Annotated in this window: 14 protein-coding genes; 11 read left to right on the forward strand and 3 right to left on the reverse strand. The window is 56.6% G+C overall.

What is annotated here, in order from left to right; all coding sequences use genetic code 11:
* Positions 1-600: 600 nt before the first annotated feature.
* Positions 601-1,677: a 3-deoxy-7-phosphoheptulonate synthase gene (locus ACP3TY_RS12325; RefSeq protein ID WP_426620112.1), complete on the forward strand. Its 1,077-nt coding sequence runs from the start codon at positions 601-603 to the stop codon at positions 1,675-1,677.
* Positions 1,678-1,720: 43 nt separating this feature from the next.
* On the opposite strand, the gene ACP3TY_RS12330 is transcribed toward ACP3TY_RS12325, so the two are convergent.
* A complete protein-coding gene (locus ACP3TY_RS12330; protein WP_426620113.1) occupies positions 1,721-2,899 on the reverse strand; it encodes a hypothetical protein in 1,179 nt (392 codons plus the stop codon).
* Positions 2,900-3,234: 335 nt separating this feature from the next.
* Here ACP3TY_RS12330 and ACP3TY_RS12335 point away from each other — a divergent pair, with 335 nt between their 5' ends.
* From ACP3TY_RS12335 to ACP3TY_RS12380, 10 genes are all read left to right on the forward strand, one after another.
* Positions 3,235-4,104: a lipase family alpha/beta hydrolase gene (locus ACP3TY_RS12335; RefSeq protein ID WP_426620114.1), complete on the forward strand. Its 870-nt coding sequence runs from the start codon at positions 3,235-3,237 to the stop codon at positions 4,102-4,104.
* Between the two features lie 95 nt (positions 4,105-4,199).
* Positions 4,200-4,481, forward strand: coding sequence for a peptidylprolyl isomerase (locus ACP3TY_RS12340; protein WP_053120421.1), 282 nt, complete (start codon positions 4,200-4,202; stop codon positions 4,479-4,481).
* Between the two features lie 135 nt (positions 4,482-4,616).
* The gene (locus ACP3TY_RS12345; protein WP_426620115.1) at positions 4,617-6,485 is read left to right on the forward strand and encodes an extracellular solute-binding protein; all 1,869 of its coding nucleotides are present in this window, start codon (positions 4,617-4,619) and stop codon (positions 6,483-6,485) included.
* A complete protein-coding gene (locus tag ACP3TY_RS12350; protein ID WP_053120425.1) occupies positions 6,485-7,546 on the forward strand; it encodes a microcin C ABC transporter permease YejB in 1,062 nt (353 codons plus the stop codon). The genes ACP3TY_RS12345 and ACP3TY_RS12350 overlap by 1 nt, the downstream gene beginning before the upstream one ends.
* Entirely contained in the window at positions 7,546-8,568 is a 1,023-nt protein-coding gene (locus ACP3TY_RS12355) for an ABC transporter permease (protein WP_053120427.1), read from the forward strand. Before ACP3TY_RS12350 ends, ACP3TY_RS12355 begins: the two co-directional genes overlap by 1 nt.
* 14 nt (positions 8,569-8,582) lie before the next feature.
* Entirely contained in the window at positions 8,583-10,157 is a 1,575-nt protein-coding gene (locus ACP3TY_RS12360; protein WP_426620117.1) for an ABC transporter ATP-binding protein, read from the forward strand.
* Between the two features lie 136 nt (positions 10,158-10,293).
* A complete protein-coding gene (locus ACP3TY_RS12365; RefSeq protein ID WP_426620119.1) occupies positions 10,294-11,700 on the forward strand; it encodes a sigma-54 interaction domain-containing protein in 1,407 nt (468 codons plus the stop codon).
* Positions 11,701-11,991: 291 nt separating this feature from the next.
* Positions 11,992-13,383: a GntP family permease gene (locus ACP3TY_RS12370; RefSeq protein WP_426620121.1), complete on the forward strand. Its 1,392-nt coding sequence runs from the start codon at positions 11,992-11,994 to the stop codon at positions 13,381-13,383.
* Positions 13,384-13,390: 7 nt separating this feature from the next.
* Complete coding sequence (gene hbdH / locus ACP3TY_RS12375) at positions 13,391-14,164, forward strand: 3-hydroxybutyrate dehydrogenase (protein WP_400751567.1); 774 nt, start codon at positions 13,391-13,393, stop codon at positions 14,162-14,164.
* Positions 14,165-14,311: 147 nt separating this feature from the next.
* Complete coding sequence (locus ACP3TY_RS12380) at positions 14,312-16,267, forward strand: acetoacetate--CoA ligase (RefSeq protein ID WP_426620122.1); 1,956 nt, start codon at positions 14,312-14,314, stop codon at positions 16,265-16,267.
* A gap of 50 nt (positions 16,268-16,317) precedes the next feature.
* Here ACP3TY_RS12380 and ACP3TY_RS12385 read toward each other — a convergent pair whose 3' ends face one another.
* The gene (locus ACP3TY_RS12385) at positions 16,318-20,019 is read right to left on the reverse strand and encodes a hypothetical protein (RefSeq protein WP_426620123.1); all 3,702 of its coding nucleotides are present in this window, start codon (positions 20,017-20,019) and stop codon (positions 16,318-16,320) included.
* 117 nt (positions 20,020-20,136) lie between these two features.
* Positions 20,137-21,243: a PilT/PilU family type 4a pilus ATPase gene (locus ACP3TY_RS12390; protein ID WP_426620124.1), complete on the reverse strand. Its 1,107-nt coding sequence runs from the start codon at positions 21,241-21,243 to the stop codon at positions 20,137-20,139.
* Positions 21,244-21,264: the final 21 nt, after the last annotated feature.

Consider the following 21,264-nt stretch of genomic DNA (forward strand, 5'->3'; position numbering starts at 1 on the left):
GGCAAAACGCTGAGTTTGTCACAACTGTTGCTACGCTCAAGCGATAGGCAAATTGTTCTTCACGCCATAGCATTTTCTGATTGCTGAGGCGCATCGGCCTCTAGTAAGCTCGGCGCATTCATTGGAGACAGACCATGTTCAACGCCCTTCCACAGCTTCGTATCGTCAGCGCCCTGCGCTCGATGGCGGCTGCGTGGGCGAAAGACGTTTGTGCTCCGGTCAGCTTTTATTTTGGGTATTGGTTTAGCCACTAGCGCGCCTGATACCCAAACGGCGCCCATGTAAAACGGGTCGCCTACCAGAGATTTCTCAACCCCCGGTCGGCCTCCCGACCGGGGGTTTTGTTTTTTCTGGCCCCTGCTTTTTCAGCAACACACCAGACACTTTTGAGGATTTACCCATGAACTACGCCACTTATTACCGTTACGACACTTTTACCGCCTGGCGATTTACCAGCCTCCGCTCGGGACAGCCTGCCGCCTCCGATCGGTCACCCACCGGTGGCAAACGCACACACGTAGCCAATACGGCCAATTGTCGAACACCCCAGTAGGGCCGAGCGAGCGGGAAGCACCCGCCGCCAGCCCAGGAATTGTGAATATGAACTCGTCCGTTTCTGCTCTGCCACTGTCCAGCCTCAACTCTGCCAACGAAGCGCTGACCCTGCGTCTGCCCAGCTCGTTGCAACTCAAGCAGCAATTGCCCCTGAGCACCGCCTTGAGCCAGCAAGTCGCCGCCCACCGCCAGGCGGTACGCGCCATTCTCAACGGTGAAGACCAACGTTTACTGGTCATCGTCGGCCCTTGCTCAATTCATGATCCTCAGTCTGCCCTCGAATACGCCGACAAACTCGCCCGTCTTGCCGATCAAGCCAGCAACGAAATGCTCCTGGTGATGCGCGCTTACGTGGAAAAACCCCGTACTACAGTGGGCTGGAAAGGTCTCGCGTATGATCCGCACCTCGATGGCAGCGATGACATGGCGGCAGGCCTGAGCCTGTCGCGCGAACTGATGCTGGAAATGATTCGCCTCGGTTTGCCAGTCGCTACCGAACTGCTGCAACCCATGGCCGCCGGTTACTTCGATGACCTGCTGAGCTGGGTCGCCATTGGCGCGCGCACCACCGAATCGCAGATCCATCGCGAAATGGCCAGCGGTCTGGGCATGCCGGTCGGCTTCAAAAACGGTACCGACGGTGGCGCCGCAGTGGCCGTTGACGCCATGCGCTCAGCCGCACACCCGCATCGGCATTTCGGTGTCGACAGCCAAGGGCATCCGGCAATCATTCAAACGCCGGGCAATGCAGATACCCACTTGGTACTGCGCGGCGGCCACAAGGGGCCGAACTACGACCGCAACAGCGTAACCGCCATCAATGCCGAACTGACCCGACTGAAAATCCCCGGCCGGATCATGGTCGATTGCAGTCACGCGAACAGCGGCAAGGATCCTTCGCGTCAGCCCGCTGTTTTCAATGACGTGCTAGAACAGCGTCTACAAGGTGACCGCTCACTGATCGGCATGATGATCGAGTCGCATCTTTTCGAAGGTTGCCAGCCGCTGAGTCCTTCGATGCGCTACGGCGTTTCCATCACCGATGGTTGCCTGGGTTTCAACGCGACGGAGCACCTGCTTCTGGATGCTGCAAAGCGCTTGAGTGCTCAGCCGCGCACCTGATGACAACGCCCTCCGGGACTTTTCGCACCGGAGGGCAATCGTGTTACTCAACCCGTAGCAGCGTTATCGCAGAGGCCTGGCTGTCATCTTCCGAACGCTCTACTGAATAGGCGATGCGCACTGTCGAGCCCTGATGCTCACGCCAGAACCGGTGGGGCACGATAAACACCAACGGCTGCCCCGCTGACTCGCGGGTAATCTCACGCTCATCGCGATGATTGAAATAATCACCATCGCACTTGAGATAGACCAACTCACCCTCCTGAGCTTGGGCATTGCCGATCACAACGGTGATGCCATCCGTTGAGTCCACCACATCAAGCACGTCGTCCTGAGCTTCGAGGACATCAGGTGCCTCGAGCAAACCACGAATCAAAGGTGCGATGACAAAGGTTGCGATGTCGGAATCTCGCGGCTCGCCAGTTTTCGGTTCAACCCGATAACGCGCTGTCACTTCGCCGCCAAGATGTCCCGCAATAAGATCAGCACCAATCCAGAAAGACAGCGTATTGCCTACCGCCAACGACTGCAGGGTCAATGCATCGTTAAACACCTCCGGCAGAACAGCGCCTTGCCAGGTCAACAACACTCTGTCGCCTTCGGCCATACGTGAATACGGTCGAAGGCTGATGCAGGTGCCTTCGCTGAGTCGCTCAGGATCAAGGATTGCGCCAACCGCTTCTTCGACATAGGGCGCAAGCAACCTCGGGCGAACATCGCCGACATCCAGTTGCAACCTGGCAGACGTGACCGGTTGCGCTTGTTTGGCACTGTAAAGCGTCCAGTAGATTTCCAGCGAGCCACCATCCAGCGCCGCGACATGCACGCCTTTGATGACGAATACGATTTCCTTGCCGACCTGTGCTTCGCTGACGAAACGAGCACATTCATGCTGATAGGTGAACCCATCGATATCGAGCCCTTCCCAGCGCAACAGCACTTTTTCGCCGCACGCCATGTTCGGGTAAGGCGGGATCCGGACGATGGCCCTCTTCAGGGACGGGTCAAGTACGGCTTGTGTCATCGAATCAAGATTCGGTGCGGGCAATGCAAGCACTGCCTCGGCATCCAGGGTATTGCCCGCTCGAAAGCAGAACTCCAGCGACGTTTCATCCGCTTTGAAACTCAGCGCGCCCTGTTTATCCAGTGCAACCCAGCGCTGCTGAAAAGTGCCGGGGTTCTGCGCTGACGCGACTGACAGATGTGCTTCTTGCGTAGTCATGGGTGCCTCCATTCCTTGGATTAAACGCTGTCGTCAATGACTGCGTTGACTGCCCCTATTTAACGCGCTCAATCATTCAATGGATATCAGCCGATTGCCTTTAAGCACGGAGGCAAAGGCATCACGCAAAGTAGGCAAGCCGCAAAAAAAACCAACACGCCGTCCGATAGACGTCCAAAGAATAGGAGCTGGATTTCAGCACTTTCCGAAGTTTCGTACAGCTTCTAGTCCAGATTCCAACGACAACCGAGGCTTATTCGTACTTCGCTAACAGAATGACTGTTTTAGAGTGGCACGCAGATTTCACCCAGAACCTCTGCGAAAAGGTAGTCAACATGCAACGGAATGCTACAACTCAGTACCCGATCCTGCTGGTACATGGCCTGTTCGGATTCGAGCGTATTGGCTCCTTCGAACTCTTCCACGACGTCAAGAAAGCACTTCAGGCTGTCGGCTGCCGAGTGTTTGTGCCGCATCTTTCAGCCACCCATGACAACGAAATGCGCGGTGAACAATTGTTGCAGCAAATCGACCGGGTGCTCAGGGGTACCGATTCGAGCAAAGTCAATCTGATCGGACATAGTCAGGGCGCACTCGCCGCCCGATACGCTGCGGCGCTTGCCCCACACGCCGTCGCTTCCGTGACATCGGTGAGTGGCCCCAACCAGGGTTCGGAATTGGCCGATGTGTTGCGTGAAGCACTGATTCCCGGGCAACTGCCAGAAAAAGTCGCGCAGACCGTCGTCACCTTGTTTGCCGATTTTTTGTCGGTGCTCAGTGGCCGCATAGCCATGCCGCAGAATGCGATCGCGGCGCTTGGCGCCTTGACGACGCAAGGCGTTGGCCGCTTCAACGAAAAATATCCTCAGGGCCTGCCCGACAGTTGGGGCGGCCAAGGGCAAGAGTCGGTCAATGATGTTCGTTACTATTCCTGGAGCGGCACGTTGCCGGATCACAGTCAGCCAACGCTCGATCCGGTGGAGCACATCTGCCGAAACCTGGCCAGATACTTCAAAAAAGACGCTGGGCAAAACGACGGATTTGTCGGCCGCTACAGTTCTCACCTGGGGAAAGTGATCCGTTCGGACTACCCGTTCGACCATCTGTCCATTCTGCGTAGCGCAAGCGCCTTGCGCGCAGTATCACCCGATCCGATCGAACTCTACGTGGCGCATGCCCGCCGCCTGCAGGCAGCTAACCTGTGAAGTTGCCGCGTCACGCAAACGGAACTTTGCCGAGAAATCGCCCACTGAATCCGGTAGGCTCCGCACTTTACTGATATTGATTGGAGATTTTCCCCATGGCTAAAGCCACTGCCCGTCACATCCTTGTTGCCAGCGAAGACAAGTGCAACGAACTCAAAGCCCAGATCGAAGCCGGTGCTGATTTCGCCGAAGTGGCCAAGGCCAACTCCACCTGCCCTTCCAGCCGTCAGGGCGGCGACCTCGGTTCGTTCGGTCCTGGCCAGATGGTCAAGGAATTCGACACCGTAGTATTCAGCGCACCGGTCAACACCGTGCAAGGCCCGGTGAAAACCCAGTTCGGTTATCACCTGCTGGAAGTGACCAGCCGTCAGGACTGATCCTTCGCATTGAATGAAACATAACGGCCCGCCTTTTGGTGGGCCGTTGTGTTTCAGTTACACGATACGGCTGGCGAGCCGCGCGCCGCTCGCGTACAAATTACGCTTATCGATCACCCGGCTCTAAGGCTGACAATGCGACTGGCTTTCCCCACATTGATGTTCACTGCCGTGACGCTGCTGTTGAGCGCCGTTGGTGTGAGCGCGGCACCGCAACATGCATTGACTGTTTATGGCGAGCCGGCGAAGTATCCCGCCGGTTTCAGCCACTTCGACTACGCCAATCCGCAGGCGCCCAAGGGCGGAACGATGCGCCGCTCGGCGATTGAAATCGGCCACTTCGACCATGTCCTTCCTTATATAGACAAAGGCATCGGCGTCACCCAGATCGACGGCATGCTCTATTCGCCGCTGGCGCAGCGCTCAATGGATGAGCCTTACACCGTCTACGGCCTCGTCGCGCAAAAAATCGAGCGCGCTGACGATGGGTTGTCCTTGCGCTTTTTCATCAACCCCAAAGCGCGTTTCGCCGACGGTACGCCGATCACCGCCGAGGACGTGCGCTTCACCTACGATTTGTTGATGACCCAAGGCAGCCTGCGCTATCGCACGCAATTCGCCGACGTCAAAGGCGTCGAAATCGAAGCGCCGCTGACGGTGCGATTCGATTTCAAGAGCAATGAAAACCGCACTCTGCCACTGGATATCGCGACCCTGCCGGTGTTTCCCGAGCATTGGTGGAAGACCCGTGACTTCGCTGGCGGTGGCGGCTATGAAGCGCCATTGGGCAGCGGCCCGTATCGCGTCGGCAAGGTCGACTCCGGACGCAGCATCACTTTTGAACGCAATGCCAACTGGTGGGGCAAGGATCTGCCGGTCAGCCGCGGCTTGTACAACTTCGATCACTTCAGCATCGAGTATTTCGGCGACACCGACGTCGCCCGCCAGGTGCTGCGCGGTGGCGCTTATGACTATAACCGCGAGTTCTCGGCCACCGGTTACTCGATCGGTTACGACAGCCCGGCATTGAGTGACGGGCGCCTGCAAAAGGCTCATTTGGCCACTGAGGCGCCGCAATCCGCGCAAGGTTTCGTCTTCAACCTGCAAAAGCCGATGTTCCAGGATCGTCGCGTGCGTCAGGCATTGGCCATGCTCTGGGATTTCGAGTGGAGCAACCGGCAGATGATGCGCAACCTGTACATCCGCCAGCAAAGCTACTTTTCCAACACTGAGCTCGCGGCGTCAAAACTGCCCGATGCGCAGGAGCTGCAGATCCTTGAACCGCTGCGTGGCCAGGTGCCTGACGAAGTCTTCAATCAAGTGTTCGAGGCGCCGAAAACCGACGGCAGCGGGATGATCCGCGATAAACAGCTGCAAGCCTTGCAACTGCTGGAACAGGCTGGCTGGAAACCGGATGGCGACCAGTTGGTCAACACCGAAGGCGAGCCACTGAGCTTCACGTTTCTGGTCAGCCAGAACGGCATGGATCGCTTGCTGCTGCCTTATAAACGCACGCTGAAACAAATCGGCATCGACCTCAACATCCGCCGCATCGATTCCTCGCAATACGTCAATCGCCTGATGAGCCGCGACTACGACATGATCGTCACTGGCTACCCGGTGAGCACTTCCCCCGGCGGCGAGCTGCTCAACTATTTCGGCTCGGCCTCGGCCAACGATCCCGGCGCCAACAATTACATGGTGCTGAAAAATCCGGCCGTCGATACGCTGATCAACGGCCTGATCCGCGCCTCGACACAATCCGACATGCTGCATTACGCCCACGCACTGGATCGGGTGCTGCAATGGAATTACTACTGGATTCCCAACTATTACCCGCCTGGCACCTCGACGGTCTGGTGGAACCGCTTCGGCATGCCGGCGGTGCAAGCGAGCAATGACGAAGCGATCGAGAGTTGGTGGGAAATCAGCAGCACACCGCTGACCAACCAACAGATGACGGCCGAGAAAATCGGACGTGGCAAACCCGGAGGGCCGCACTGATGTGGGGTTACATACTGCGGCGTCTGCTGCTGATCATTCCGACACTGGTGATCATTCTGCTGGTCAACTTCGTGATCATTCAGGCCGCGCCCGGTGGCCCGGTGGAACAGGCCATCGCTCACTTGCAAGGCATCGGCGGCGGCAATGTCGGTGGTGGTGCCAGTGAAGCCATTAGCAGTACATCGCGCGCCAGTCGCGGCCTCGACCCGCAACTGATCAAGGACATCGAAAAACAGTACGGCTTCGACAAACCCGCGCATGAACGGCTGTGGCTGATGCTGAAGAATTACGCGCAACTGGACTTCGGCAAGAGCTTCTTTCGCGGCGCCACGGTGACCGACCTCATCCTCGAAAAAATGCCGGTGACCATTTCCCTAGGGCTTTGGGCGACGCTGATCACCTATCTGGTATCGATTCCGCTGGGCATCCGCAAAGCCGTGCACCACGGCAGTCATTTCGATATCTGGAGCAGCACTGCAATCATCATTGGTTACGCGATGCCGGCGTTCCTCTTTGCGATGTTCCTGATCGTGGTGTTTGCCGGCGGCACTTCGCTGAACTGGTTCCCGGTGCGCGGTCTGGTCTCGGACAACTTCGAATCGCTGTCGACACTCGGCAAGATCACTGACTACTTCTGGCATCTTGTGCTGCCAGTGACGGCGCTGGTGATCGGCGGATTCGCCACGCTGACGATTCTGACCAAAAACTCGTTCCTCAACGAAATCACTCGCCAGTACGTGGTGACTGCCCGGGCCAAAGGCTTGAGCGAGCGACGCGTGCTCTATGGGCATGTGTTTCGTAACGCGATGCTGCTGGTGGTATCAGGCATTCCTCAAGCGTTCATCAGCGTGTTCTTCGCCGGTTCGTTGTTGATCGAAGTGATCTTCTCCCTCGACGGTCTCGGGCGCATGAGCTACGAAGCGGCCGTATCCCGCGACTATCCAGTGGTATTCGGTTCGCTGTTCATCTTCACCCTGTTTGGCCTCCTGATAAAACTGATTGGCGACCTCTGCTACACGCTGGTGGATCCGCGCATCGACTTCGCCGCGAGGAACGCCTGATGTTCAAGTTTTCGCCGTTGGGCCGTCGCCGCTTCGAGCGTTTCAAGAGAAACCGTCGGGGCTGGTGGTCGTTGTGGTTGTTTATCGGTCTGTTTGCGCTGACGTTGGGCGGCGAGTTGATCGCCAACGACAAACCGCTGATGGTCAGCTATCAGGGTGAATGGTACTTCCCGGTGTTCAAGCGTCACACAGAGCAGGAATTTGGCGGGCAACTACCGTTTCAGGCCGATTATCGTAGCGAGTATGTGCAGAATCTGATCCGCAAGGACGGTGGCTGGCTGCTATTCCCGCCGATTCCGTTCAGCGATGACACGCCCAATTACGACCTCAACAAACCGGCGCCGAGCCCACCCACCACCGTGAACTGGCTGGGCACCGACGATCAGGCGCGGGACGTACTGGCCCGAGTGATTTTCGGCGCCCGCGTGTCGATCCTGTTTGCGTTGATGCTGACGTTTGTCAGTGCGCTGATCGGCATTGCGGCCGGTGCGCTGCAAGGCTATTACGGCGGCTGGGTCGACTTGATCGGGCAACGCCTGCTGGAAGTCTGGTCGGGATTACCGGTGTTGTATCTGCTGATCATCCTCTCCGGTTTCGTTGAGCCGAATTTCTGGTGGCTGCTGGGGATCATGGCGCTGTTTTCCTGGTTGGCGCTGGTCGATGTAGTGCGCGCCGAGTTTCTGCGTGGGCGCAATCTGGAATACGTCAAAGCCGCGCGGGCCTTGGGGCTGACTGATCGCAAAGTGATTGTCCGGCACATCCTGCCCAACGCGATGAACGCCACGTTGAGTTATCTGCCGTTTATTCTGACCGGTGCAATTTCTACCCTCACCGCGCTGGATTTTCTCGGTTTTGGCATGCCCGCCGGCAGCGCCTCACTGGGTGAACTGATCGGTCAGGGCAAACAGAATCTGCAGGCGCCATGGTTAGGTTTGACGGCGTTTTTCACCTTGGCACTGATTCTGTCGTTGCTGGTGTTTATCGGCGAAGCGTTGCGAGACGCCTTCGACCCACGCTCTTGAAGCAGAGATTGACGATGACTGACAACCTGATCGAAATCCGCGACCTCAACGTCGCCTTCAATGGCCAGACCGTGGTGCGCAACCTGTGTCTGGACATTCGCCCCGGCGAGTGTCTGGCGCTGGTCGGCGAATCGGGTTCGGGCAAATCGGTGACCGCGCATTCGATCCTGCAATTGCTGCCCGAGTGTGATGCCCGCACTACCGGCAGCATTCGTTATCGCGGCCAGGAACTGGTCGGCGCTGACCCCAAGGTCTTGCGTGAACTGCGCGGCAATCGCATTGCGATGATTTTCCAAGAGCCGATGACTTCGCTCAATCCACTGCACACCATCGAAAAACAGATCGGCGAAACCCTGCTGCTGCACCGTGGCCTCGGCGGCAAACAGGCGCAGTCGCGCATTCTGGAATTGCTGCAACTGGTTGGCATCAAAAAGCCTGAAGAACGCCTCAAGGCTTATCCGCATCAATTGTCTGGCGGGCAACGCCAGCGGGTGATGATCGCCATGGCACTGGCGTGCGAACCGGAACTGCTGATCGCCGACGAACCGACGACGGCGCTGGACGTGACGGTGCAGCGCAAGATCCTGCTGCTGCTCAAATCCCTGCAACAACGCCTCGGCATGTCGCTGCTGTTGATCAGCCACGATCTGAATCTGGTGCGCAGCATCGCCCAGCGGGTTTGCGTGATGAAGGCCGGGGAAATTGTCGAGCAGGCGCCGTGCGAGATTTTGTTTACCGAACCGAAGCATCCGTACAGCTGCGTCTTGCTCAACGCCGAGCCCGAGGGCGAAGCGCTGCCCCGCGATGAGCGCGAGAACGTGCTGGAAGTCGAGGATCTGCGGGTCGATTTTGCCTTGGGCGGCGGTCTGTTTCAGCGCAAGCAGTATTTGCGCGCAGTGGACGGCATCAGCCTGACCATTCAGCGTGGCAAAACCCTGGGCATCGTCGGCGAGTCCGGTTCGGGCAAATCAACGCTGGGTCAGGCGATTCTGCGTTTGCTCGACTCCAAAGGCAGCATCCGTTTTCAGGGCGAAGCGCTCGACGGGCTCAACCAGAAGCAACTGCGGCCATGGCGGCGGCAGATGCAGGTGGTGTTTCAGGATCCGTTCGGCAGCCTCAGCCCGCGCATGTCCGTGGCGCAGATCATCAGCGAAGGTCTGGAGGTGCATTGCGAATCCACCGCCGATGAATGCGATGCGCAAGTGATCCGTGTGCTCAAGGAAGTCGGTCTCGACCCGGAAAGCCGTCATCGTTACCCTCATGAGTTTTCCGGTGGTCAGCGTCAGCGTATTGCCATCGCGCGGGCGCTGGTGCTTAAACCGGCGCTGATTTTACTGGATGAACCGACATCGGCGCTGGATCGCACCGTGCAGAAACAGGTGGTCGCCCTCCTCCGCGATTTGCAGGAAAAGCACGGTTTGACCTATTTGTTCATCAGCCATGATCTGGCGGTGGTGCGCGCCTTGGCGCACGACATGATCGTGATCAAGGACGGCAAAGTGGTCGAGCGTGGCGCCAGTCATGAAGTGTTTGATTCACCGCAGCATCCGTATACCAAAGAGCTGTTGGCGGCGGCGCATCCGGGGTAGGCATTTCTCTGTTAGACCGCATCGCGGCATTCGCGAGCAAGCCCGCTCCCACATTTGCAATGCATTCCCCCTGTGGGAGCGGGCTTGCTCGCGATAGGGCCGCCACTGGCAATACATAATCAGGATCAGCTCTCAGATGAACACCACCGAAAGCCTCAAGGACTACCAACGCGTGCGCACGCTGGCGATCCGCTCGTTGTTCGAGATCATCGAGCAGTCCAGCGAAGGCACGGTGATCGTCGATCGTGATGCCAATATCGTCTGGATGAATGAGCGTTACGCGCGCCGATTTGGCCTCGACTCCGCTGAAGGCGCCATCGGCAAGCCCTGCGAAAGCGTGATCCCCGGCAGCCTGCTGCGTGAAGTGGTGCGCACCGGGAGGCCGATCCTGCTCGACATGCAAGACACGCCAAAAGAACCGTTGGTGGTGATGCGCCTGCCGATCCATGACGACGCCGGCACCGTCATTGGCGCCATCGGTTTCGCCCTGTTCGACGAGTTGCGCACGCTATCGCCGATGCTCAAGCGCTACCTGAGCATGCAGGAAGAATTGGCCTCGACCCGTTCACTGCTGCGCGCACGGCAGACTAAATACAACTTCGCCCACTTCATCGGTACCAGCGCCGCCAGCCTTGAAGTCAAACGCCGCGCACGTCGCAGCGCGAGTGCCGAGTCGCCGGTGTTGCTGCTCGGTGAAACCGGCACCGGCAAAGAGTTGTTGGCGCAGGCGATTCACAGTGCTTCGCCGCGTGCGCACAAGGCGTTCGTCAGCATCAACAGCGCGGCGATTCCTGAAGCGCTGCTGGAAGCGGAATTCTTCGGCACAGCGCCGGGCGCGTTCACCGGCGCCGACCGCAAGGGCCGCACCGGCAAATTGCAAATCGCCCAGGGCGGCACGTTGTTTCTTGACGAGATCGGCGACATGCCGCTGCCGCTGCAAAGCAAACTGCTGCGGGTTTTGCAGGAAAAGGAGTTTGAGCCGGTGGGCTCGAACGAGGTGATTCAAAGCGATGTGAGAGTGATAGCTGCTACTTCGACCGATTTGCAAGCGGCGATCAAACGCGGCGAGTTCCGTGCCGATTTGTATTACCGCCTCAATGTCCTGCCGATTCAAGTGCCGCCGTTGCGTGAGCGTCTTGATGATTTGCCGGCGCTCAGTGAGGCGATTCTGGAGGAGTTGCGCAGTCAGCATGAGCTGCACCGCGATGCGCTGGATCTGCTTGGGCAGCATGCCTGGCCGGGGAATATTCGCGAGTTGCGCAACGTGCTCGAGCGCGCGGCGTTGCTCAGTGATGACTTGATGCTGACGGAGAGTGACATTCGTGCAGCAATCGGGCCGCTGAGCCCGGTTGAGCGTGCGTCGGCGCCCACACTTGAAGCGCCAAGTGAGGAGACATTCGCTCAAGCGCGGGAGCGGTTTGACCGGCAACTGATTGAGGCCGCCCTTGCGCAATGTGCGGGGAAAGTGCCGGAGGCGGCGGCTCGGCTCGGGCTTGGGCGGTCGACGTTGTATAAGAAAATGGTGGCGCTGGGGATTGCTTAGTCTCCCAATAGAGACACTGTCTCCTTTTTTGGATGCGTTATTTTAAGATCAAAAGATCGCAGCCTTCGGCAGCTCCTACACTAGAAGATGGGTTTTCTCTGTAGGAGCTGCCGAAGGCTGCGATCTTTTTCGATCTAGAGTTCTCAATATCGAGACTGATCATCCGCAAAATTCAAAGCGACTTAGATTTAATCCATATATTTCAAAGACTTAGTTATCTGGCACGCATCTAGCTATACCCTCTCCCACACCGCATCACCCACAAAAATAACAACTCCGGAGAGACACACCATGAGTGTGATCATTGCCTTGGCAGCCCTCACGCTGCTGATGCTCGCCGCTTACCGTGGCTACAGCGTTATCCTTTTTGCCCCGATCGCCGCGCTCGGCGCCGTCCTGCTCACCGACCCGTCCGCCGTCGCCCCTGCGTTCACCGGGGTGTTCATGGAGAAAATGGTCGGGTTCATCAAACTCTATTTCCCTGTATTTTTGCTCGGCGCCGTGTTCGGCAAGCTGATCGAACTCTCGGGGTTCTCGCGCTCGATCGTCGCCGCCGCGATCAAGCTCCTCGGCACCAAACAGGCGATGCTGGTCATCGTGCTGGTCTGCGCCCTGCTCACTTACGGCGGCGTTTCGCTGTTCGTGGTGGTGTTTGCCGTCTACCCGTTTGCGGCGGAGATGTTCCGCCAGAGCAATATTCCCAAACGGCTGATTCCGGCAACCATCGCCCTCGGCGCGTTTTCCTTCACCATGGACGCCCTGCCCGGCACCCCGCAAATCCAGAACATCATCCCCAGCACCTTCTTCAACACCACCGCGTGGGCCGCGCCCTGGCTGGGTCTGATCGGTACGATTTTCGTGTTCTGCGCCGGCATGCTGTTTCTGCAGCGTCAGCGCAACAAGGCGCAACGGGCTGGCGAAGGTTACGGCACCGAACTGCGTAACGAACCGGAGACTGCTGAGGATCTGAAGCTGCCTAATCCGTGGATCGCGCTGTCGCCGCTGCTCGCGGTGGGCATCATGAACCTGCTGTTCACCCAGTGGATTCCGCAGTGGTACGGCAAAACCCACAGCCTCGCGTTGCCGGGGATGGCCACGCCGGTCACCACCGAAATCGCCAAATTGACGGCGATCTGGGCGGTTCAGGCCGCATTGCTGGTTGGCATTCTGATGGTGCTCGCCTTCGGCTTTAAAGCGATTCGCAGCAAACTTGCCGAAGGCAGCAAAAGTGCGGTCAGCGGTGCGTTACTGGCGGCGATGAACACTGCTTCGGAATACGGCTTTGGTGCGGTGATCGCGTCCCTGCCTGGTTTTCTGGTGCTGGCGGACTGGCTCAAAGGCATTCCCAATCCGCTGGTCAATGAAGCGATTACCGTGACCCTGCTGGCCGGCATCACCGGCTCCGCCTCGGGCGGCATGAGCATTGCGCTGGCGGCGATGTCCGAGCAATTTATCGCAGCGGCGCATGCGGCGAATATTCCGCTGGAAGTGCTGCACCGCGTGGCCGCGATGGCCAGTGGCGGCATGGACACGCTGCCGCACAACGGCGCGGTGATCACACTTTTGGCGGTCACCGGCCTGACCCACCGTGAAGCCTATAAAGACATTTTCTGTATTACGCTGATCAAGACCCTCGCGGTTTTCGTAGTGATCGGCACTTTCTACGCCACTGGCATTGTGTGAGGTATTCATGACCACTCTTACGGGCAAGACCGCACTGGTTACCGGTTCCACCAGCGGCATCGGGCTGGGCATCGCGCTGAGCCTGGCCAAGGCCGGCGCCAATCTGATTCTCAACGGTTTCGGTGATGCCTCCGCCGTGATTGCCGAAGTCGGCCAGTTCGGCGGCAAGGTCGGCCATCACCCCGCCGATGTCAGCGACCCGGCGCAGATCGCCGACATGATCGCCTACGCCGAGCGCGAGTTCGGTGGCGTGGACATTCTGGTCAACAATGCCGGCATCCAGCATGTCGCGGCGGTAGAAGAGTTTCCGGTGGAGCGCTGGGATTCGATTATTGCGATCAATCTGTCGTCGGTATTTCACAGCACTCGCCTGAGTTTGCCGGGCATGCGCACCAAGGGTTGGGGCCGGATCATCAACATTGCGTCCGTGCACGGCCAGGTCGGCTCGACCGGCAAAGCGGCGTATGTTGCGGCCAAGCATGGCGTGATTGGTTTGACCAAAGTGGTCGGCCTGGAAACCGCGACCAGTAACGTCACCTGCAACGCGATCTGCCCTGGCTGGGTGTTGACGCCGCTGGTGCAGAAGCAGATCGATGATCGAGCAGCCAAGGGTGTTGAACCGCAGCAAGCACAGCACGATTTGCTGGCTGAGAAACAGCCGTCACTGGAGTTTGTGACGCCGCAGCATCTGGGGGAATTGGTGCTGTTTTTGTGCAGTGAGGCAGGCAGCCAGGTACGTGGGGCGGCATGGAATATTGATGGTGGCTGGCTAGCGCAGTGACGCTGTAGGAGTGAGCCTGCTCGCGATGGCAGTGTCTCAGTCGACAAATGTGTGACTGCGATTGAGCCATCGCGAGCAGGCTCACTCCTACAGTTAGCGGTCTATTACCTGAACATCGTTTGCGAACACGAAAACAAGAGACAATCCATGTCCGACATCCTCTGGCAACCCGACGCTACCCGTATCGCCAAATCGCGGATGGACACCTTCCGCCGCTCGATCAATCAACGTCATGGCTTGCACCTCGACAGCTACGCCGATCTGCACCAATGGAGCGTCGAGCAGCGCGCAGAATTCTGGCAAGCCATCGTTGATTTCTTTGATATCCGCTTCCATACGCAACCTGATGCGGTGCTGCGTGAAGGCGCAAAAATGCCCGGCGCGGAATGGTTTCCGGGCGCCACATTGAATTTCGCCGAACACCTGCTGCGCCGTCGCGACGATGCCGTCGCCGTTGTTGCGGTGGCTGAAAATGGCCAGCGTGAACAACTGACCTGGGCAGAACTGGCCCAACAGGTCGCAGGATTTCAAGCCAGCCTGCAAGCCGCCGGGGTCGTCAGCGGCGATCGTGTTGCCGCGTGTATGCCCAACACCTGGCAGACGCTGGTGGCGATGTTGGCCACCACCAGTCTCGGTGCCATCTGGTCGTGCTCGTCGCCCGATTTCGGTACCCATGGCGTGATTGATCGTTTCGGGCAGATTGAACCGAAAGTATTGATCACCTGCGCGGGCTACCGATATGCCGGTAACGACATCGACCAGACCTCCAAGCTCAATGAAATCCTCGAACAGTTGCCGACGTTGCAACAGTTGATTGTCGTACCGTACGCGCGGCCACATGCCCGCGCCGAGGATTACCAAACGCTGGCGAACGTCTCGCTATGGGATGACTTTTACGTGACTGGCGGCGAGCCGCTTTTTATACCGGTGCCTTTCGCCCATCCGCTCTACGTGTTGTATTCCAGCGGCACCACCGGTGTGCCGAAATGCATCATCCACGGTACCGGCGGCGTTTTGCTGCAACACGTTAAAGAACATGGCCTGCATGTCGATCTAGGTTCCGGCGACCGTTTGTTCTACTACACGACTTGCGGCTGGATGATGTGGAACTGGCTGGTGTCCGCGCTGGCGGTCGGCAGCGCGGTGGTGTTGTACGACGGCTCACCGTTCCACTCCGACAACGAACGGATGCTGGATCTGATCGACGATGAGCGCATCAGCGTGTTCGGCACCAGCCCGAAATTCCTCGCTACTCTGGAAAGCAGCGGCGTCAAACCCCGCGAAAGTCACGACTTGAGCAGCCTGAAAACGCTGCTGTGTACCGGCTCGGCGTTGGCGCCGCGCAGCTACGAATTCGTCTACCGCGACGTCAAAGCCGATGTGTGCCTGAGTTCGATGTCCGGTGGCACCGACATCGTTTCATGCTTCGTCAACGGCAATCCGATGTCACCGGTGCGCCGTGGCGAAATGATGGGCAAAAGTCTGGGTATGGCGGTCGAGGTGTGGAATGACGATGGCCAAGCGGTCATCGGTGAGAAAGGTGAGCTGGTATGTACCCGGCATTTCCCCGCGATGCCCATTGGGCTGTGGAATGATGTGAATGGCGAAAAGTTCCGGCAATCGTATTTTGAGCTGTTTCCCGGCGTGTGGGCACAGGGCGATTACGCCGAAGAACTGGCCCATGGCGCGATGCTGATTCACGGCCGCTCCGACGCCGTGCTCAATCCTGGCGGCGTGCGTATCGGCACGGCCGAGATCTACCGTCAGGTGGAGAAAGTCGCGCAAATACTCGACAGCGTGGTCATCGGCCAGCAATGGCAGGACGATGTTCGCGTGGTGTTGTTTGTCCGGTTGCAAGATGGCGTTGCCCTTGATGAGGCATTACAACGGCAGATCCGCGAAGTCATTCGTGGCAACACTACGCCTCGGCATGTGCCGGCAAAAATCATCGCCGTCACCGACATTCCGCGCACCATCAGCGGCAAGATTGTCGAGTTGGCTGTGCGGAACGTCGTGCACGGCCGACCGGTGAAAAATACTGACGCTCTGGCCAATCCCGAAGCCCTTGCGCAGTTTCGCAATTGCCCTGAATTGGCCGAGTGACATTCGACAGATCAATCTTCCACCGCTGTACTGCAGCGGCTTGGGTTGATTCAATCGATGTTCAGGTTTATCAGCACTGGGGTATCAATGGCCCGACCTTCGTATTTGCCCATCACCTTAACCATGAGGTGAATATTATCTTTGGCCTGCGCTTCATGGGTGACGAGTTGACTGAGCAGTGCAGTCGCCACGGCATAGGAGTCAGCGTTGGACGCGGCGCGCTGTTTATCAAAGTAACTACTCGAATCGAGGCTTTTTATCAGGAAACCCTTGGCGAGATTCAGCAAGGGGGCGACATCGACTGTTTGCTGATTCGAAGCGCCCGTCAATGCCCAAGCGGCATCGGGCATGGTCAGTTCTGTTTTGAACATTTCGTGTATCAGATCATCGGCTACTTCGCCGAAACGTGACTTGGCCGAAGTGAATCGCTCGACCAGATTCTGTGTATCGACCGTGAAGAGCGCTTGAGTCCTTGGACGATCAGCGCTCTTCCACTTTCGATAATCATCGCGACTCAACTCAATGATGCTTCTGCCGGTGGCGTCGTTTTTCAAAATGAAGTTCTCAACTATCGTAACGCCGAAATTCAGTTTGGCAGCTTGCAGTACAACCTCCATTTTCTCTCGTGTTGATCCTGAGCCGCCTATTAACAGGTTGATCGTCAGTTCGGTTTCCCGATTGAAATAAGGCATCGCCAATGCCCTGAGCGCATGGTCAACCTTGCGATTGGCTACCGGCAAACTTCGCTGAATGATCTGCCGGGAAAAACCTTTAGGTAGCGACCTGCGCAGTTTGGGTAGTGCGCGTACTTGTGTTACCGCAAAATCAGCCAAACGCTTGCCCCAGGCTCTACCGGACTGATTGATGGCGTACCAACCACCATTCTGGCGAACGGCACACACGCTCAATGTATGTGAGCCACCTTCAATCGGACGCCAAGTCCCCACATGAAAATCGGCCCTGCGGGAAGCCTGGATCAAGTCCACAGAACGGGCTTTGCCTGTTAATCGGCGCATTTGAAAGGTTGCACCTTCGATCAATTTCAGCCCTGGCGTTCCGAGACGCTGTACTCCCTTGAGCGCAAATCTCATGCCTTTGTATGCCGCCGTGGGCAGACCATCGATAGGGTTGAAGACCGAGATCGTCAATTTCATCGCAAGCCGAGCAAGCCTGGCAATTTTTAAACTTAGAGGTACAACTTTAGTACCGATGTGCACCGCTTTTCCCGGTACCCCCATTAAAACCGCGACAATCCCGACGAGATCAAGCGCGCACCCCCACAGCCCCTCTTCCAGTCTGTCTTTATCACCCGACCTGATATCTTCTATACACTTTTTAAACGGAATGGCTAAGTCAATAATGTACGCCAGCGCTTTCTCGCTTTTATCGCGCATTTGCTCGCGTTCAGTAAGCTCGGTTGCTGCGATGCCAATCTCGGTAATACTGGCAATCGGATGGTGGCGGGTGAGAAACTCTGCAACCTCATGAATATGCGGATTGATGAAGCATTGAAAGTTACTGGCTTTTGTCTTGCCTGGATTAACGGGCGCCGCAAGCACACCCAGCTTATCAAGAATAGTGTCAACGTAAGGTTTGGCCACGGGAGCCGTGCCCTTTGTATAGCAATCTAAATCGATCGGGTTCTTGTAGAAACCGGCGGCGGGTAAGTAAGCTTTCAAGTCTCCCTTGAAATCAATTCGAGATGGGATATTCATCAACCCACTGCGCAATATCAGCGATCCCAACTCCTTATTAAGGCGACATGTCCCCTTCAAATAATACATTTCATAGCAAAGTAATTCGCCATCACCAAAAGGCGCGCACATGACGACGGCGTATCTACCTGTCGCCTCATCTCTTTTGATCTGCTTCTCCATCCACTTGGGCTTGCTGACGTTACCACCAATCAGGCCGTTACTTTTTTCAAATATCTTTTCGCTGACAGATACTCGCACTGTAAAAAAAGTAATCTCGCTCGCCTCAAAAACGCCACGATGTTCTATGGGAATTTTTGATACGGCGAGTTTTATATTACCGATCATCGCCTTGCGAAGATTGCTCTCATACTGAATAACGGCGCGTTCAAACACAGGCTGATTGGGCTCCAGCCATTTCAAGTCTGGATAGGTGTCGTATAGGCTGCCGGCTTCGCGCCAGTCCCATTCCCTGCCGGTCAACTCGCCCTCGATATGCAGATCGAGTATTGACATTTTGTAGGACGAGGAAAACTTATCCGTTTCGTGACGCAGTACTTTATGGTCCAGAAAGTAACAACCGGGCGCGGCTTTTTCCAAAGCGGCCAACGCGAGCTTTCGTCGACTCGGCAAGGATGTGGAGAACGTTCTGGCAGTGTGAGTCAGTGCTTCCATGAAATCTTCGTAAGCGGTTAAAGCGCGTTGCTGCGCTTCTTCGGGAAATTCTTCCAGTTCCTCAACGCTGATAACCTCATTGATCAAAGCCCAGTCGAATATCGAATCCATCGCAGCGATGCCCTGCAACTGGCCGAATTGCAGACTGATTGCGTCCATGTCCGAGAACATCATCACTTGCTCATAGGTCATGAACCGCGACGCGCCCTTGCAGTTGAGTTCTATCAGTGCGACGGCCTGAACAAATGTCAGCCAGTTAATCGAACCTACCGTCAGATCACGTGGCAGAAACTTCACCACAAAGCCAGGAGCTATAAAACCGAGCAGTAGATGGGCGGCTAACGGGCTCAGATCTTGAGAAACCCGACCACTCTTGATGAGGTAATTTTCGAAACCTTCGCGTACAAGCTCCATTGGCTGATCAGCAGCGATCGCGGGTGCATAAAGATTGTAGGTGCCGACGTGATTGCGCCGTTCGTGGCCGCCAATCAGAGGATCCAGATCAACGAGAATGGCCGTGACGAGCATCTGAGCCAAATCGGCGTCATGAACTGTTTCGCCGTCATCCGAACCGTACCAGCCCAACGCATCTATGTATTGCTGTGCGAGTTTTTTCGAGAACGGCTGGTTCAACACACACGTAAGGACTTCGTTCGCACTGTCCTCATTGATGTGCATAGGGGGATTAGGTCGGCCATTACGATACAAGGTTTCCAGTACGCCGAGGCCGTCCGGCAACAAATGCGCTGTCAGTGCGCGAATGTCTGCGTACTGCTGAGTCGTCAGCACTACTGAATTCTCATCATCCCCGGTAATAGGCTCCCAATAGTTGCCTAGCCCATCAACCTCTGGCCACTTCCACTTCAAGAAGAATAAAAGTTTTTTTACCTGCGCCACATTCTCCGGAAGGACGTGGCCATGAAATCTGATCCAATGCTCAAAACCAACCCTACCATTGAAACTGGCTTCACCGCCTATCGCTTCAATTGTTTCAACAAGAGCGTCCAATGCCTCTGAAAAGGTCGACGTCTTGTCGTAATAATCCTTTAGATTAAAATCATCCGCACCGATGATACCTATCAAGTCGCCTTTGCCATCCACTTTCACTCGATCAAACAACGTAGGAGTAGAAAACAAAGACTGAAACTCAACCGAGTAAATGATCTCGGTTAACATCTTGCTGACTGGCGAGTGCACGTACTCGAGTGACGACCCTGCTTCTAACCAGAACGTCAGTTTTTTGAGATTTACAGAATCATTTTCACTTCGCCCCTCAATGACACTCATCAGTTCGGCCGCCAACTTACTGCGTTCTCTCTCTTCAGCCCTCACTGACAATAAAAAATCCTCGGCGACGCCGTCCTTGCCAACTCTAACTTCCATACAAACTTCCAATCACAGATATCTATTAACGGAAGTTCATCCTACGTAAAATATAACGACCATCAAGAAACAATAAATTAAATAATATTTCAACCATTACGGCATCGACGCCAGCCTTTAGACCAGTCCCCACTCTTCGGGCGAAGCGTCACCCTCAATTGGCGAACCACTCTTGAATTTCAACTTCAACCTCAGATTATTATTTGAATCCGCATATTCCAACGCCTGCACTTCACCCAGAACACCTTCAACAACTAACTGATAGATTGCATCATCGAACGTTTGCATCCCTGAATCAGCGGATCGCTCCATGATAGTTTTAAGTTCACCCAGTTCATTGCGCCGAATCAGATCAGCGACCGTCGGCGTGCCAATCATTACTTCAACCGCCGCCCGCCGCTGCCCCTCTGACGTATTCACCAAACGCTGCGAAACCGACGCCTTCAGATTATTTGCCAGCGCCTGTAATAGTTGCGGCCTGCGCTCTTCGGGAAACATGTTCAGAATCCGCTCCAGCGCCTGATTGGCGTTGTGCGCATGCAACGTCGACAGCACCAGATGCCCGGTCTCGGCGAACGTCAGCGCATGCTCCATGGTTTCGCGATCATGTATTTCGCCGATGAGCACGACATCCGGGGCCTGACGCAGGGTGTTTTTCAGCGCCGCGTGAAAACTGCGAGTGTCGACCCCGACCTCACGCTGATTGATGATCGAGCGTTGATGGCGGTGGATGTACTCGATCGGATCCTCAATGGTGACGATATGCCCGGTGCTGTGACGGTTTCGGTGATCGATCAGCGCCGCAAGCGTGGTGGATTTTCCAGAGTCGGTCGCCCCGACAATCAATATCAGGCCTTGCTTGAGCATCACCGTCTCGAGTAACACCGCCGGTAACTTCAGATCTTCAAAGCGTGGAATGTCCAGTTTCACGTTTCGGATCACCAGCGAGACGTCGTTACGCTGTTTAAAGATGTTCACCCGGAAACGTCCGACGCCGGTACGCGAGATCGCCAGGTTCATTTCCAGATCCCGTTCGAACTCGCGGCGCTGCTCGGCGTCCATCAAAGAGGTGGCGATGGCAGCCACTTCACCGGGTTTGAACGGCTGATCGCTCAACGCGGTGAGTACGCCGTCGAAGCGTGCGCTGGGTGGCGCGCCCGTCGACAGAAACAGATCCGAGCCGTGTTTGCTGGCCAGTTGAGTTAACAGTGCATCGATTTCCATGGCAAAAAACACCCGCGAAGC

The sequence above is a fragment of the Pseudomonas rustica genome (assembly GCF_049959085.1).
GTDB classification, from domain to species: domain Bacteria; phylum Pseudomonadota; class Gammaproteobacteria; order Pseudomonadales; family Pseudomonadaceae; genus Aquipseudomonas; species Aquipseudomonas rustica.

Excerpts from the sequence above, each read along its gene's own strand:
- ACP3TY_RS12365 (WP_426620119.1), top strand. The coding sequence starts at position 10,294 with ATGAACACCACCGAAAGCCTCAAGGACTACCAACGCGTGCGCACGCTG.
- ACP3TY_RS12335 (WP_426620114.1), top strand. The coding sequence starts at position 3,235 with ATGCAACGGAATGCTACAACTCAGTACCCGATCCTGCTGGTACATGGC.
- hbdH (WP_400751567.1), top strand. The coding sequence starts at position 13,391 with ATGACCACTCTTACGGGCAAGACCGCACTGGTTACCGGTTCCACCAGC.
- ACP3TY_RS12350 (WP_053120425.1), top strand. The coding sequence starts at position 6,485 with ATGTGGGGTTACATACTGCGGCGTCTGCTGCTGATCATTCCGACACTG.
- ACP3TY_RS12390 (WP_426620124.1), bottom strand. The coding sequence starts at position 21,243 with ATGGAAATCGATGCACTGTTAACTCAACTGGCCAGCAAACACGGCTCG.
- ACP3TY_RS12380 (WP_426620122.1), top strand. The coding sequence starts at position 14,312 with ATGTCCGACATCCTCTGGCAACCCGACGCTACCCGTATCGCCAAATCG.
- ACP3TY_RS12325 (WP_426620112.1), top strand. The coding sequence starts at position 601 with ATGAACTCGTCCGTTTCTGCTCTGCCACTGTCCAGCCTCAACTCTGCC.
- ACP3TY_RS12340 (WP_053120421.1), top strand. The coding sequence starts at position 4,200 with ATGGCTAAAGCCACTGCCCGTCACATCCTTGTTGCCAGCGAAGACAAG.
- ACP3TY_RS12355 (WP_053120427.1), top strand. The coding sequence starts at position 7,546 with ATGTTCAAGTTTTCGCCGTTGGGCCGTCGCCGCTTCGAGCGTTTCAAG.
- ACP3TY_RS12370 (WP_426620121.1), top strand. The coding sequence starts at position 11,992 with ATGAGTGTGATCATTGCCTTGGCAGCCCTCACGCTGCTGATGCTCGCC.
- ACP3TY_RS12385 (WP_426620123.1), bottom strand. The coding sequence starts at position 20,019 with ATGGAAGTTAGAGTTGGCAAGGACGGCGTCGCCGAGGATTTTTTATTG.
- ACP3TY_RS12330 (WP_426620113.1), bottom strand. The coding sequence starts at position 2,899 with ATGACTACGCAAGAAGCACATCTGTCAGTCGCGTCAGCGCAGAACCCC.
- ACP3TY_RS12345 (WP_426620115.1), top strand. The coding sequence starts at position 4,617 with ATGCGACTGGCTTTCCCCACATTGATGTTCACTGCCGTGACGCTGCTG.
- ACP3TY_RS12360 (WP_426620117.1), top strand. The coding sequence starts at position 8,583 with ATGACTGACAACCTGATCGAAATCCGCGACCTCAACGTCGCCTTCAAT.